13 protein-coding genes are annotated in these 13,098 nt (G+C 62.6%); 1 reads left to right on the top strand and 12 read right to left on the bottom strand.

Annotation, left to right across the window (positions count from 1 at the left end; translation table 11 throughout):
* Window positions 1–6: 6 nt before the first annotated feature.
* Both PQR32_RS09685 and PQR32_RS09680 read right to left on the bottom strand, forming a co-directional pair.
* Window positions 7–1,041: a hypothetical protein gene (locus PQR32_RS09685; RefSeq protein ID WP_408225009.1), complete on the bottom strand. Its 1,035-nt coding sequence runs from the start codon at window positions 1,039–1,041 to the stop codon at window positions 7–9.
* Between the two features lie 252 nt (window positions 1,042–1,293).
* Window positions 1,294–1,896: a hypothetical protein gene (locus PQR32_RS09680; RefSeq protein ID WP_408225006.1), complete on the bottom strand. Its 603-nt coding sequence runs from the start codon at window positions 1,894–1,896 to the stop codon at window positions 1,294–1,296.
* A gap of 300 nt (window positions 1,897–2,196) precedes the next feature.
* Between PQR32_RS09680 and PQR32_RS09675 the strand changes: the two genes are divergently transcribed.
* Window positions 2,197–2,592, top strand: coding sequence for a hypothetical protein (locus PQR32_RS09675; protein ID WP_408225003.1), 396 nt, complete (start codon window positions 2,197–2,199; stop codon window positions 2,590–2,592).
* 250 nt (window positions 2,593–2,842) lie between these two features.
* On the opposite strand, the gene PQR32_RS09670 is transcribed toward PQR32_RS09675, so the two are convergent.
* From PQR32_RS09670 to PQR32_RS09625, 10 genes are all read right to left on the bottom strand, one after another.
* On the bottom strand, window positions 2,843–3,553 hold the full coding sequence (locus PQR32_RS09670; RefSeq protein ID WP_408225000.1) for an RNA polymerase sigma factor: 711 nt from the start codon (window positions 3,551–3,553) through the stop codon (window positions 2,843–2,845).
* A 39-nt stretch (window positions 3,554–3,592) separates the two neighbouring features.
* The gene (locus tag PQR32_RS09665; protein ID WP_408225174.1) at window positions 3,593–3,883 is read right to left on the bottom strand and encodes a cupredoxin domain-containing protein; all 291 of its coding nucleotides are present in this window, start codon (window positions 3,881–3,883) and stop codon (window positions 3,593–3,595) included.
* A gap of 79 nt (window positions 3,884–3,962) precedes the next feature.
* Complete coding sequence (locus PQR32_RS09660; protein ID WP_408224997.1) at window positions 3,963–4,496, bottom strand: DUF4142 domain-containing protein; 534 nt, start codon at window positions 4,494–4,496, stop codon at window positions 3,963–3,965.
* A gap of 292 nt (window positions 4,497–4,788) precedes the next feature.
* Window positions 4,789–6,579, bottom strand: a complete 1,791-nt coding sequence (locus tag PQR32_RS09655) for a chloride channel protein (RefSeq protein WP_408224994.1) — start codon at window positions 6,577–6,579, stop codon at window positions 4,789–4,791.
* A 6-nt stretch (window positions 6,580–6,585) separates the two neighbouring features.
* A complete protein-coding gene (locus PQR32_RS09650; protein ID WP_012431895.1) occupies window positions 6,586–6,999 on the bottom strand; it encodes a MarR family winged helix-turn-helix transcriptional regulator in 414 nt (137 codons plus the stop codon).
* An 89-nt stretch (window positions 7,000–7,088) separates the two neighbouring features.
* A complete protein-coding gene (locus PQR32_RS09645) occupies window positions 7,089–8,255 on the bottom strand; it encodes an HPP family protein (protein WP_408224991.1) in 1,167 nt (388 codons plus the stop codon).
* Window positions 8,256–8,384: 129 nt separating this feature from the next.
* On the bottom strand, window positions 8,385–9,845 hold the full coding sequence (locus tag PQR32_RS09640) for an efflux transporter outer membrane subunit (RefSeq protein WP_408224988.1): 1,461 nt from the start codon (window positions 9,843–9,845) through the stop codon (window positions 8,385–8,387).
* A gap of 12 nt (window positions 9,846–9,857) precedes the next feature.
* Window positions 9,858–11,000 (bottom strand): ABC transporter permease, encoded by a 1,143-nt coding sequence (locus PQR32_RS09635; RefSeq protein WP_408224985.1) that lies wholly within the window; start codon window positions 10,998–11,000, stop codon window positions 9,858–9,860.
* Window positions 10,997–11,941 carry an ABC transporter ATP-binding protein gene (locus tag PQR32_RS09630; protein WP_408224982.1) on the bottom strand — a complete coding sequence of 315 codons (945 nt, stop codon included), beginning with the start codon at window positions 11,939–11,941 and terminating at the stop codon, window positions 10,997–10,999. Before PQR32_RS09630 ends, PQR32_RS09635 begins: the two co-directional genes overlap by 4 nt.
* Window positions 11,938–12,951 (bottom strand): HlyD family secretion protein, encoded by a 1,014-nt coding sequence (locus PQR32_RS09625; RefSeq protein ID WP_408224979.1) that lies wholly within the window; start codon window positions 12,949–12,951, stop codon window positions 11,938–11,940. Before PQR32_RS09625 ends, PQR32_RS09630 begins: the two co-directional genes overlap by 4 nt.
* Between the last annotated feature and the right edge of the window lie 147 nt (window positions 12,952–13,098).

Below are 13,098 nucleotides of genomic sequence, written 5' to 3'. Positions count from 1 at the left end.
GGGGTATCAATGATGGTTGATCACATCACGCATGTCGGGCGCCGGCTCGGGTGCGGGTTCCGCGGGCGGCGGCATCTGCAGTTCGGTTTCGCGCACTGCAAGCGTCACGAGACGCTGTGCTTCCTTGCTGCTCGAATCGATCTGCAGTGCCGTGCCGGCGTTGTGCGAGACGCACGTCCATCGAGCGATATATCCGCAGCCTCGCGCGAGGCTCAGCAGCGCGTCGCGTTGCTGTTCGCGTTGACTCACTGTCGAGCGCATGTTTAGCGCGTCGCGATTGTCCGGTTGCGCGGCGATGGCCGCTGCGAGGCGCGCTCGGGTCGCCGACAGATTGTTCTGCTGCAGATTGGCACGGGCGGCTTTGAGATGCCGCGACACATCCGCGCGTGGTTGATCCGGCGGGTTGCCTGACTGGCCGCCTGGGTTGCGCTTCGCGTCGGGTCCAACGGATGCGACACGGCGCGAAAGCGGTGGCGAAGCGGCCGGTGGCGGAATTGGCGGCGAACGCACGGGCGCGGACCGCGCGGCGGCGACGGTCGTGGCGCGCTGTGCAGCGACGCTGGCCGCGGGCTTTGGTGCGGCGGCAGGGGGCGCGGCCGCGGGCTTCTGCGCGATGACGGTGGCGGGCTTCTGGGCGGCGATGCTGGCGGGTTTCTGGGTGACGACGGCTGCAGGCTTCTGGGCGACGATAGTCGCGGGTTTTTGCGGGGTGGCAGGCGCGGAACGCTGCGCGACAGCGGCCGTGGGCTTCTGTGGAATGACGACGAGCGGCGGGACATTTTGCGTCTGCACCTTGCCGGAAACCGCGATAGGCGTGCCGACATCCGAGTCGTTGCTGTGGATGAACCCCAGGTACACCGCAGAGGTCACCACCAGCACCGACGCGCCCAGCACGAGCGGCTGGCGCAGTCGCTGATAGGCGGACACGGCAACCACGGGCTCCTCGATGAACTCGTAAGGATTGACCAGCGCGCGTGAGGACGGGTTCCAGATCTTGCGAGTCGGCAGACGGCTGTCGACGAGCGGCTGCGGATCGTCCAATGGATCCTTCAGCGGGACTTTGAGCGAGGGAGGCGGCGCCGAACGCGCGCCGAACGAATCGACCGGCCGCCGATGGCACGAAGGACAGGGCGTGAAGCGACCGGCTAGCGGGACACCGCAGTGCCCGCATCGGAGGGGATCGTGCTGATCGGAAGTAAAGTCGCTAAGCATCGCCGTGTCGCAAAGGGGCGTCGAATGCCGGCGCCACAATCAGAAAAAAACAAGGCACCGTAACGAGGCTTGCAAGCAGGGTTACTGTGCGACGACGTAACCCCGTGCTTGCATGCACGCGCCATACGCGGCCCAATACTGTGTCATTGGCGGCTCGGGCGCCGGCAGAGGCGGCAGCTTCACGCTGGATGCCGCAGCCATCTGCGCTCCACTCGCAGCCGCCGTTTCCGAGGCGCTGTTGTCCGCGCTCGTCGCCGATGCCGCCGTGGCGGCCGTGGCGGCCGTGGTCGTGGTCCCCGTCGAAGTCGCGCTCGCCGCCGTGGGCGCTGAAGCACCCTTCGCCGTCGCCGCCGTAGTCGCGGCGGGCGCACTCGCGCCCGGCGCGGCGGCGGCCGGCATGCTCGCGCCGATCGGCGCGGACGAGAAGGTGCTGGGCGGCAAGGGCGGCCGCGACGGCACGCCGGTCGACGAAGTCTTGGTGGCAGCCGGCTTGCGCGGTGGAGTCTGCGGCTCGCGGGCGATGTTGACCTTGGTCTGTTTGTTTGCCGCCGCGTAGCACATAGCCGTATCGACGCTGCGCTGATAAGGGCTTTGACTTCGAATTGGATAGGTGAGTGGCTGCCATGCGAAAGCAGCACTGCTAAACACCAATAGCGTCAGTACGGTATATGTTTTGATTTGCATCGCAGTCGCTCCCGCAGCGATGTTTCGCCTCTCGTAGGCATTCGCGCTTCGCGGTATGTTCTATGGCTGCTGATTTTGCCGCTGAACGGCGGCTCACTGCCGCGAAGGCTGCTTTGTTGAGCGTAACACCGTGTATTGTCAACGCAATACACTGACATAGCGCGCGAAACCGCCATCCTGCAGTCGAATCAAGACAGATCGGCGTGAAATGGCGGAAAACGTAGGGGGTATCCCTGGGCCATGCGGCCGTGCCGGGACTGATTGGACGGGGGCGCCGCCGTGGACGAAGAGGAGTCGGACATGAGGAAATGGCAGTACTGCTATCGAATGATGTTGCCGGTGGCATCCATGTCGTTGCTGTTGGTGGCATGGCCGCTGCCGGGCGTAGCAAACGAGGAAACCGCGAACGGCAGCGCGCAAGCCGCGGGTGAGCGGGCTCATTTCGCCCAGGAATTCTGCGGGACCTCGCCCGAGCGTATCGGCGCGTACAAGGAGCGCCTGCGCAAGGTGTTGCATGACGCCAGCAACTTCGACCTGCAATGGCAGACCGGCTGGCGCCGCGGCGAGAAGGAAGGTATTCAGATGAACGCCATGCGGTTGCACGATCCCGCGGAATTCGCATCGCGGGTGAAGGTGGACTGCGAGCGGCTCAGGTGGATGGCGCAGAACGCCGTGCGGGTTCGTCCGCAAAAGTGAGGCGGTTATTTGCCCGCGTCAGTCTCTTCAACGCAACTCAGCACGAGTGTGCTGCCTGGCTCTGGTTTGGCGCTGAGCGCGGCGGTATGGAATTCGGTATCGGTGCAAAATCAATCGGTGCGGAAGTCCGTGCGGCAGCGCACGGATGGAGTGCCCGTGCGTGCCTTGTGCAGCATGGACCGGCAGGTCTGCAGTATCGGCGGCGCATCGGCGATGCCTCTCCATCTGCCAACTGCGTACAAACAAAAACTCAACCAGACGTGAACGGTTGATCATCCTCATCGGCTAGCCGGCGTAGTACGTTGGCGACCACCCGGTCGCAATGCGGACCACCGAATTCGAAGACGTCGCGCTCGGCGAGATCGATCTCGTGCGCCAATGATTCGCGCAGCAGGCTCCTTGCGCGGAAATGCCGGCTGCGCACCGTCGCTTCCGGGATGTCGAGACATTGCGCGGTCTCCTCGACGCTCATTTCCTCGACTGAACGCAGTACGAACACAACGCGAAAGGCCTCCGGCAACTCGTCCAGCTTGCGCTCGAGCAGCGTTCGCAATTCGGCGCGCGCGGTCGCTTTCTCTGGGGAATCGGAATCTTGCGCGATCATGGCATCGATATCGACGTGAGTGTTGGCGTCCACCATCGGAATCACGTTCTGACGCCGAGCCTCCCGGCGCAGGCGCCCATAGCATTCGTTGAGCACCAGACGGGACAGCCAGGTGAGAAGCGTGGCATCGCCACGAAATCGGGCGATCGATCGGTAGGCCGACAGATACGCCGCTTGCAGCGCGTCTTCGGCTTCCGCTGCGTCGCGCAGCGTGACACGCGCCAGACGATACAAACGCCGGTTGTGCCGGCGCATCAGCAGTTCGAACGCAGATCGATCTCCCGCGACGATGCGGCGGACTGTCTCGCGGTCGTCGTCCGCGGCAAGGGTTGAATGTGCTTCAGCGATGTCCGTCATGACTGCCTCGCCAGGTTGCCTCCACGCATTGTGCATCCGTCATTGCACGATCACTGTGCCATGCATCGTGGCGTGGAGGGTGCACAGATACGGATAGCTGCCGGTCTCCCGCGCCACATACGTCCACGATGCATTTGGCGCGATTTTGCGTGAATCGAACGCTTTCGACATGGCGCTCGCCGTGTGGGGAAACAGATCCTTGTTGACCCACATCACACGATCTCCGCGGTGCACCGTGAGCACCGGCGGATCGAAACGCATCTGCTCGATCACGATCAGATAGGTTTTTGCCGCAGCGTTGGAAACGCCGGCTAGTGATGTCGCAACGATCGCAAGGAAAGCACCGGCGTGGACGACACCACTCGTACGTCCGTTGCCCCAGCGCTTTCCGGCCGCGCGAACCGTCGCATTACTCACCGCTCTTGCCCAGCGCCGCCTGCAAATGCCTGGCGTGCTCGAGATGCGCGACAAAGGCCGGCCGTACCTTGACGAGCAGCGCCTTCAGTTCCGCGTTCTGCGCGTCTGGAATCAACGTCTTGTCCAGCGCGTCGAGAACGTTCTCGTGATAGGTGACCTCGTGGTCGATATACGCCCGGTCGAATGGCGCGCCTTTGAGCGACTTCAGATTGGCGAGGTTCGTATCGCCGCCTTGCTTGAGACTCTGGCTCGTCGGATTGTCTTCCGGCGTCACGCCCAGTTTGTGCACCAGGTCGGTGGCGGCCTTGTTGACGCCGCTGTGATCGGTGACCATGCGTTGCGCGAACGCTTTGACATCCTTCGACTTCGTTTTTGATTCCGCGAGCTTGCCTGCGTCGATATCCACCTGATTGGCCGTTACGACGATGGCTGCGATCTGCGGATCGGTGGGACCGGCGCTCTGTGCCCAGCACGGAAGGCCGGTCAACGTGAGTGCGGTGAACAGTGCTGCGCTGATCATCTTCATCTTGCGTCTCCTGAATAATGATGGCGAGACCGGGTCGGCGCCGCACGTGATCGGCGGTTGATTCGATCGTCAATATGGTGTTGGATGTCACGTGTGCGAGCCCCGTTCCCAGTTGTGGCTTGCGATGCGCGTGTCTTTGGAACGCTGGCGAAATAGCCATGAAGAGCGCGATGTGGCTTCGCGGCGCCGGGGCGATGTCGTGCGGGGAGGGGGTGCGGTAAAACAGCGGGGAAAAGGCAGGCAAGCGTGCCCCCCGAAAGGGCACGGAAGAATCGCTTACAGCGCTAGCGGTTTACGGAACCGGTGGGAAGTGCCGCTTGCCGGTGTGCACTCGCAAGCGCCGGAACCGCTCTTTCTTGTGCTCTTCGTCGAAGTGCGCGAGGGACGGCTTGACCAGATCGCTGCGCGACACAATGCCGACCAGTTGCATCGTTGCGGAATCCGCGACCACGGGCAACCGTTCGAGACCGTGTACCGCAAGCCGCGTTGCAACGAGGCGGCAGGTCTCGCCGGGCAATGCAAAAGCGGGTGAACGGTGACGCAGTACGTCGGCGAGTCGCGATTCGAGCGCATTTTGCGCTTCGCCATCGCGGATTGTCTCCAGTACCGCGCGATCGACGACGCCCACCAGCGCGCCTCGACGCACGACCGGATAGGCGCGATGTGTCTGCGTCGCGCCGAAGTACGTTGCCAGCGTTTCTGCCACGGACATGTCGCCATCGATCGTCTTGACTGCGCGCGACATCACCTCGTCGACATGATGGCGTTCGAGTGGATCGACACCGTATTCCCGGTAAATGTGATAACCACGCCGGGCAATTTTCTCGGTCATGATGGAACGCTTCATGACGACTGTTGCGAACCCGTGCGCGATCAGCGTCGCAGCGAGCAGCGGCAGCAGTGCGTTGCTGTCGTGCGTGAGGCCGAATGCAAACACGATGGCGGTCAACGGCGCGCCCAAAGTGGCGCCGAGCGTGGCCGCCATGCAGACGAGCGGCCACAGCGCTGGCTCGCCGCCGGGCAGCACGTGGCCGAGCAGGACGCCGAGTCCCGCGCCCAGCATGAGCAACGGAGCAAGGACGCCGCCCGAGGTACCCGAGCCCAGCGCGACGACCCAGATGACAGCCTTTACGATGAGGATCGCCAGCGCGATCTGGATTGCAATGTGCTGATGCAACAGGTCGCCGATCACGTCGTAACCGACGCCCAGCGCACGCGGTTCGAGAAAGCCGCCGATGCCGACGACGAGTCCGCCGAGCGCGGGCCACCACATCCAGTGAATGGGCAGCTTGCCGAACAGGTCCTCGACTTTATAGAGCGTGGCCGACAAACCCGAGGCGAGTGCGCCGGAAAGCAGACCCGCGATGACGCAGGACAGCAGCGACAGCGCGCCGGGCGGCGCGGTTTCGAGCGGAAACAGCGGCCCGGTGCCGAAGAATGCCGCGCGTGCAGATCCCGCGACGGCACACGCAAGCGCGACCGGCAGAAAACTGCGCGGACGCCATTCGAACAGCAGCAACTCGACCGCCAGCAGCACGGCCGCCACCGGCGTGCCGAAGACCGCCGTCATGCCCGCCGCCGCGCCGGCTACCAGCAGCGTCTTGCGTTCCGCGGACGTGACCTTCACGCACTGCGCGATCAGCGACCCCAGTGCGCCGCCTGTCATGATGATCGGTCCTTCCGCGCCGAACGGGCCGCCGCTGCCGATCACGATGCCGGACGACAGCGGCTTGAGAATCGCCACCTTCGGCGACATGCGGCTCTTGCCGAACAGGATGGCTTCAATCGCTTCGGGAATGCCGTGTCCGCGAATCTTCTCCGAGCCGTAGCGCGCCATCAAACCCACGATCAGGCCGCCGATCACGGGAATGATCACCACCCACACACCCAACGTGTTGACGGCAGGTGAGCGGTCCGCAAACGAAAATTGCTGGAAGAAAAACAGATTGGTGAACAGATGAATCAGGCTCAGCAGCACGAACGCCGCGAGCGTGCTGAGAGCGCCGATCCCCGCGGCGAGCGCGGAAATGCCAGGAAGCCGCGCGTTGATGGAGAAATCGCGCTTATGGGTATCGAGACTCATGGTGACTCAAATATCGATCTGGGGGACGTTAAACGCGCCTTTGAGCGACTTCAGCTCGGCACGGTGCATCTCCGCGAGACGGGCGAGCACCTGCTCGCCCGCTTTCAACAGATGAACCTCGACTTGGCGGCGGTCCGTTTCGCTGACTTTTCTGCGTACCAGATCGAGCGCCTCGCAGCGGGACACGAGCGCGACCACGCCGTGATGCTGCGCCTGCAACCGTTCCGCAAGTTCGCCGACAGTCGCCCAGTCGCGCTCCGGATAACCCTTGATATGCAGGAGCAGCAAATACTGCAACGGCGTGATGCCTTCGCCCTGAGCGGCCTGTTCAGAAAAGCGCTCGAAGCGGCGCATCTGGTAGCGAAACTCGGACAGTTGCTCGAAGTTCGCCTTGGTCAAGCCGCGCGTGAGTGTTTTCATCGGAGTGCCGTGGAGAAAGAGGTAAAACGCTGATTATATCATGATGTGATATGTATCTCCGGGTTCAACCTTGGGGTGGATGAGAGTGGCTATGCTGCGGTTTGCTGCTTGGCGTAAGCCTGGCGATACAGTCCCGCGATGAGATCGGCCTGCGTGATCATTCCGGCAAGCCGCTGTTTCGAGTCCAGAACCGGGATATGGTGGTGCCCGTAGTTCGCGAACACGGGCACCAGCTCGACGATCGGCGTCGTTGCATCGACTGTACGAACGTCGACGTTCATCAGGGCGCCGACCAGCGGCGCCGGGGTGACGCTGCGCCTGAACCACCGTTGCATTGGGGAGGACAGGCCGGGCGCTTTGCCGAACGCGCGTTTGTCGACGAGGTCGGTGCGGGTCACGATGCCGATCACGTGCTGTCTCTCGTCAGTGACCGGAAGTGCCTTGATGTGGCGCTGTTTCAGCAGACTCCATGCGGCAGAAGCTCGCGTGGTTGCCGATACGGCGACGAGCGACCGCGACATGATGTCCGCGCAGGTCAGTTCATTGAACGTGCGGGCATAGGCCTGCAACTGAACATCGCGCAGCAGGGATTCCAGATCGTCCGTGTCGATATCGAGCAATTCGCCGCGCCGGTTCAGCACCGCTTCGAGGTCCGCGCGCGTGAAACCTTCATTCGACGCCGAAGCCGATGCTCCCGCGCCTTTGACCGAACTCGTCTGAGCGACGTGGGGGTATCGATGCCCGGTAGCAGCGTGGTAGATGATGGCACCGCACAGCAGCGTCACCGACTGGATCGCAATCGGTTCGGCCACAAAGCGGTAGCCCAGCGCGTGCACCGCCGGGCCGCCGAGGACCGCGGTGAGCGCGACCGCGCCCGACGGCGGGTGAACGCAGCGCAGCGCAAACATCGCACAGATCGCCAGCGCGACGGCCAAAGCGGCCGCGCCCACTGGATCGGCGATCCAGCTCGCACAGGCCACGCCCACTGTAGCGGAGACGATATTGCCGCCGATAATCGACCACGGTTGCGCCAGCGGACTGGCGGGAACCGCGAACAGCAACACGGCCGAAGCGCCCATTGGCGCGACGAGGAGGGGAATGTTTGCCGCCGGCCCGAGAAGGACGTGCATGGTCCCCCCGGTGAACGCAATCCCAAGCAAGGCGCCGAGACACGATCTCAGGCGCTCCGGCCACCGGACGGCAATGGGATGGGGGGCGAAGCTGGCGAGCCAGCGGATGAGCGCGTAGCGGGACAAGGTCGAATCGGAATTTGAGGGAGCGAAATCACGTGGGACGAGGCCACGCGCCGGATTCTGGCGCGGGTTTTCGGTTCTATTATATATCACTTCATGATATATGCGGCCACACAAGGCGGTCTTTCGCAGTTACGGCGCGCTTCCTAACGTCAAGTCGGCCTCGCCGCTGCCCAGTGACTGAAATAACGCGGCCGTGTCGCTCAGCCGTGCCGCCTGCGCATGCGTCTGATCGAGAGCGGTCTGCAGCGCTTGACGTTGGGTGTCGAGCAGGCTGAACTGGCTGACGCCACCCGCTGAATACTGCACGCGCGCAATCTCGAGGTTCGCTCGAGCCTGCTGGGCGGCGTCGTCTCGCGCATGCAACTCGTGCGCATCGTTATGCACTGCCGTCAGCGCGTCCGCAACCTGCTGCAGCGCCTCAAGTACGGTTTGCTGATAGCTCGCAAACGCAGCGTCATAGGCCGCCTGCGCTGCACGTTTTTTCGCATGCAGTTCGCCGCCATGAAAAATCGGCTGCGTCAGATTCAGGCCGATATTCCAGATGTTCAGGCCATTCACAATGTCCTGAATACTCGTGCGTTCAGAGCCGATTCCTGCCGATAGCGAAAACTGGGGATACAGATTCGCTGTCGCGACGCCCACGTTTGCGCTGGCCTGGTGCAGTAGCGCTTCAGAGGCGCGAATGTCAGGACGTTGCCGTGCAAGTGTCGATGGCAGCGTAACGGGTATCTCAGTCGGAAGGTGAAGCGAGTCCAGCGCGAGTTGATCGAAATCCGCTTTGGACGGCACATCGCCCACCAGGATTGCAAGCTGGTGATCCGCCCGCGCGAGCTGCGTAGCGAGCGGCGGCAGCGACGCGCGCGTTTGCGCGAGCAGCGTGCGCTGGCTGTTCACGTCGAGTTGCGACACACCACCGGCGGCAAAGCGTGCCTCCATGATGCCGAGTTGCTGCGCCTGTGCATCGGCAAGACGCTGCGTCAGCAAGACCTGTTGCTGCAAAGAAGCGCGCTGCACTGCCGTCGATACCACATTGCCCGCAATGGACAAGCGCGCTGCATCGAGTTGGAATGCCTCATAGTCGACCTGCGCCAACGTGGCTTCGAGTGCCCGGCGATTGCCGCCGAAAACATCGAATGTGTAGGCCACCGTCAGCGACGCATTGAATAGCGAAAACGGCCCGGGGTTCTCGACATGCGGAATGCCGAAGGCCGCGAGATCAACCTGCTGACGCGTTCCGGAAATCTTCGCGTCGACGCTCGGAAATCGTGTCGCGCCCGACTGGGCATTGTAGTTTTCGCGCGCCTCGATCAGCTTTGCGCGGGCTTGCGCGAGGGTGGGGCTTCGGCTGAGCGCCTGTTCGACGAGACGGTCGAGTTCCGCCGAGTGAAACTGGCGCCACCACATCGGCAGCGGCGTGGCCGCCGTGGTGAAGATTTGCGCGGAACCCTCTGTGCCGCCGGCCGATACCGTGCGAGATGGCTCGGCGTTGTGCGTATAGGTTTGCGTGTCCGGCGCCGCGGGTGTGTGAAAGTCCGGTCCCACTGCGCAGCCACACAGCACGAGTGAACACAGGAAAGCGAGTTGCTTCATGATCGTGTCTTCCTAGTCGAGCGTGCGCCGGTAGAAGCGCAATGCAATGGCCATGACGATTGCAGTAAACAGAGCCATTGGCCACACCGATGGCCACAGGTCGGCCCAGCCATTGCCCTTGAGCAAGATGCCGCGAATCAGCCTGTTGAAATAAGTCAGCGGCAAGAGGTTGCCGATAAACTGCGCCCACGCCGGCATGCCCGCGAAAGGGAACATAAAACCTGAGAGCAGGATGTTGGGCAAGAAGTAGAAGACGGTGAGCTGCATCGCCTGCAACTGGTTTTGTGCGAGCGAAGAAAGCGTGATGCCCACCGTCAGATTCGCCGCAATGAAAAGCAACGCCGTGAGATAGATGGCCAGCGCGCTGCCGACAAACGGAACATGGAAAACGTAGCGCGTCGCGGCAAGAATGATCGACGCCTGAATGAGCCCGATGACGACATAGGGCACGATCTTGCCGGTCATCACTTCGATTGGCAGAACAGGAGTGGCGAGCAGGTTTTCCATCGTGCCGCGCTCGCGTTCGCGGGTCACGGCGAGACCGGTCATCATGACGAGCGTCATGGTGAGGATCACGCCCATTAGTCCGGGCACGACGTTGTATTGCGTAACGCCTTCAGGGTTGTAGAGGTTGTGAACCTGCACGTCGAATGCGTTCTGCGTGCCGTTCAGGTGTGCAAGCGGGCCCGTGAGATCTTTGTCCGCAACCGGTTGGACGAGTTTCGGCAACGCGCTGACGGCGGTGTTCGTTGCGGTGGGATCAGTCGCGTCGGCTTCGACGAGTAGCGACGGATGCTCGCCACGCAGCAGTTTGCGCGAGAAATCCACTGGCACATTGAGCACGAATTGCACCTTGCCCTGGGCGAGCGCGCGGCGCCCGGCCTCCTCGTCAGGCAAGGTTTCGACGATGTCGAAATAAGCGGAGTTCGCCATCGCCGCAACGAAGCTGCGAGAAAACTCGCTCTGGTCGTGGATGATGACGGCCGTCGGCAGATGCTTCGGGTCGGTATTGATTGCGAAGCCGAACAGTGCAAGCTGGACAATCGGCAGCCCGACGATCATGGCAAAGGTGACGCGGTCACGCCGCAGCTGGAGAAACTCCTTGAGGACGATGCTCCACCAGCGTGTCAGAGAGAAGACGGTGCGGTTCTTCATGACGGCGTTCCGAAGTTGTCTTTCGAATGGCTCATCAGATAGATGAACACATCCTCGAGTCCCGTGCCGATCGGTTCGATGCGCAGCGAGGTTCCGGCAACCGCTTGCCGCACCGCGGCTTCGAGCGCTTCATGATCGCGCCCGCTGACGTGCAGCGCGGAACCGAACACGACGGTCTGGTCGACGCCGGGTGTCGTGCGAAGCTGCTCGGATAGCTTGCTCAGGTGTTCGCCGTGGATGGACCACGTCGAAAGCCCTTGTGATTCGATCACTTCGCTCGAGGTGCCGCGGGCGAGCATCTTCCCGTAAGCGATATAAGCGAGCTTGTGACAGCGTTCCGCTTCATCCATGTAGTGGGTACTGACGAGTACTGATATGCCGGTGGCGGCAAGGCGATGCAGTTCCTCCCAGAAGTCGCGCCGTGCGGTGGGATCCACGCCCGCGGTGGGCTCGTCGAGCAGCAGCAGTTTCGGCTCGTGCAGCATGCAGGCGGCCAGCGCGAGCCGCTGCTTCCAGCCGCCCGACAGAGAACCGGTCAACTGGTTCGCGCGCGTTTGCAGGCCGAGCGATTCTAGCGAGCGATCCACTGCCTCGCGCCGGTTGCGCATCTGGTAGATGCGCGCGACAAAGTCGAGATTCTCGCGGATGGTCAGGTCTTCCCAATAGGAAAAGCGCTGGGTCATGTACCCGACATTGCGTTTGATCTGCTCGCTTTCACGCACTATGTCGTAGCCGAGGCAGGTGCCGCTGCCCGAATCCGGCGTGAGCAATCCACACATGAGGCGGATGGACGTCGTCTTGCCGCTGCCATTCGGCCCGAGAAAGCCGAAGATTTCGCCACGGCCGACCTGCAACGAGACGTTGTTGACCACATGTTTGTTGCCGAAGCGCTTGTTCAGGTCATGCACGTCGATCACATACTGTTGGGCATCGTCGCTCATTGCAGCACCACCGAAACAGGTTGGCCCGGATGAAGCTTCGTTGCGTCCGCAATCGACGGGTGGGCTTCGACCATGAACACGAGCTTGGCGCGGCTTTCGTTGCTATAGATGACGGGCGGCGTGTATTCAGCCTGACTCGACACGTAGGTGATCTTCGCAGGCACGTCAGCCGCGCAGCCGTCGCAATGCAGCCTCACGCCGCGATTGAGTGCCAGTTGCCCGACGATTGTCTCCGGAACGAAGAAACGCACCTTGACGTTCTGCGGCGGCAGCATCTGGACGATCGGACTGCCGGCGGGCACCCATTCACCCTGACGATAGAGCGTGTCATAGACAAGACCTTCTGATGGGGCACTGACGCGTTTCTGGTCGAGCTTCCATTGGGCCTGTGCAACCACGGCATCGGCGGCGGCTACTTGCGCCTCCTGTTGGACGATCTGTTGTGAACGGGCGGGCAGGCGAGCCACGTCGACCTGATGGGTGAGCTCCCGAACCTGCGCGGCAGTGGAGTCGGCGTTGGCGCGCGAATCGTCGAGTTGAGCTTTTGCGATGCCGCCTGCGCGGTATTGGGCTTCGTCCCGCGTCAGTTGCAGCGCGGCCTTGCGGGCGCTGGCGACGGCTTCGGCCAGTTGCGCGCGGCTGACGTCGACTTCGGGCACGCGCTTGCCGGTCCGGATGTCGGCGAGTTGAGCGCGGGCCGCCGCGAGTTGCTGCTGCGCCTGAACGAGTGCGTGGGTTTCATCGTCGGATTCAAGGGAAAATAGCGAGGCGTTTGTATTGACTGTTTGTCCGCGGGAGACCGACAACGCCGTAAGCTTGCCGGCTTGCGAGGAGCCGAGGTAGACGAACTCACCTTCGACATAGCCTTGGTAAGTCGCCGCTTCGTGCCGCGAGCAGGCGGATAGCAGGGCGACGAGCAGCACGGAAAGTGCGGCGCCGGCAAATCGTTGCGCTCGCGTGGGGTTGGACAAAACTCCTACCGTGAGGTGCTTGTTTAGTAAGTCATCCATAATTAAAAATCCTGTGGTGTCCCGATCGGGACACTGGGCGGACCGACTCAGCACGACGGGGAGGCGCGCGATGAGTTCAAATCCGCGGTCTCCGCGAGGGCGATCCGGCTGCCTTGGTGACTCAGCATTTCATGCCGGCGCGTCCGT

Source organism: Paraburkholderia dipogonis (assembly GCF_046027395.1).
In the GTDB taxonomy this organism is placed as follows: Bacteria; Pseudomonadota; Gammaproteobacteria; order Burkholderiales; family Burkholderiaceae; genus Paraburkholderia; species Paraburkholderia dipogonis_A.
Note: the sequence above shows the minus strand (reverse complement) of the source record. Positions and strands in the feature narration are given on the sequence as shown.

Excerpts from the sequence above, each read along its gene's own strand:
- PQR32_RS09680 (WP_408225006.1), bottom strand. The coding sequence starts at position 1,896 with ATGCAAATCAAAACATATACCGTACTGACGCTATTGGTGTTTAGCAGT.
- PQR32_RS09675 (WP_408225003.1), top strand. The coding sequence starts at position 2,197 with ATGAGGAAATGGCAGTACTGCTATCGAATGATGTTGCCGGTGGCATCC.
- PQR32_RS09670 (WP_408225000.1), bottom strand. The coding sequence starts at position 3,553 with ATGACGGACATCGCTGAAGCACATTCAACCCTTGCCGCGGACGACGAC.
- PQR32_RS09660 (WP_408224997.1), bottom strand. The coding sequence starts at position 4,496 with ATGAAGATGATCAGCGCAGCACTGTTCACCGCACTCACGTTGACCGGC.
- PQR32_RS09655 (WP_408224994.1), bottom strand. The coding sequence starts at position 6,579 with ATGAGTCTCGATACCCATAAGCGCGATTTCTCCATCAACGCGCGGCTT.
- PQR32_RS09650 (WP_012431895.1), bottom strand. The coding sequence starts at position 6,999 with ATGAAAACACTCACGCGCGGCTTGACCAAGGCGAACTTCGAGCAACTG.
- PQR32_RS09640 (WP_408224988.1), bottom strand. The coding sequence starts at position 9,845 with ATGAAGCAACTCGCTTTCCTGTGTTCACTCGTGCTGTGTGGCTGCGCA.
- PQR32_RS09635 (WP_408224985.1), bottom strand. The coding sequence starts at position 11,000 with ATGAAGAACCGCACCGTCTTCTCTCTGACACGCTGGTGGAGCATCGTC.
- PQR32_RS09630 (WP_408224982.1), bottom strand. The coding sequence starts at position 11,941 with ATGAGCGACGATGCCCAACAGTATGTGATCGACGTGCATGACCTGAAC.
- PQR32_RS09625 (WP_408224979.1), bottom strand. The coding sequence starts at position 12,951 with ATGGATGACTTACTAAACAAGCACCTCACGGTAGGAGTTTTGTCCAAC.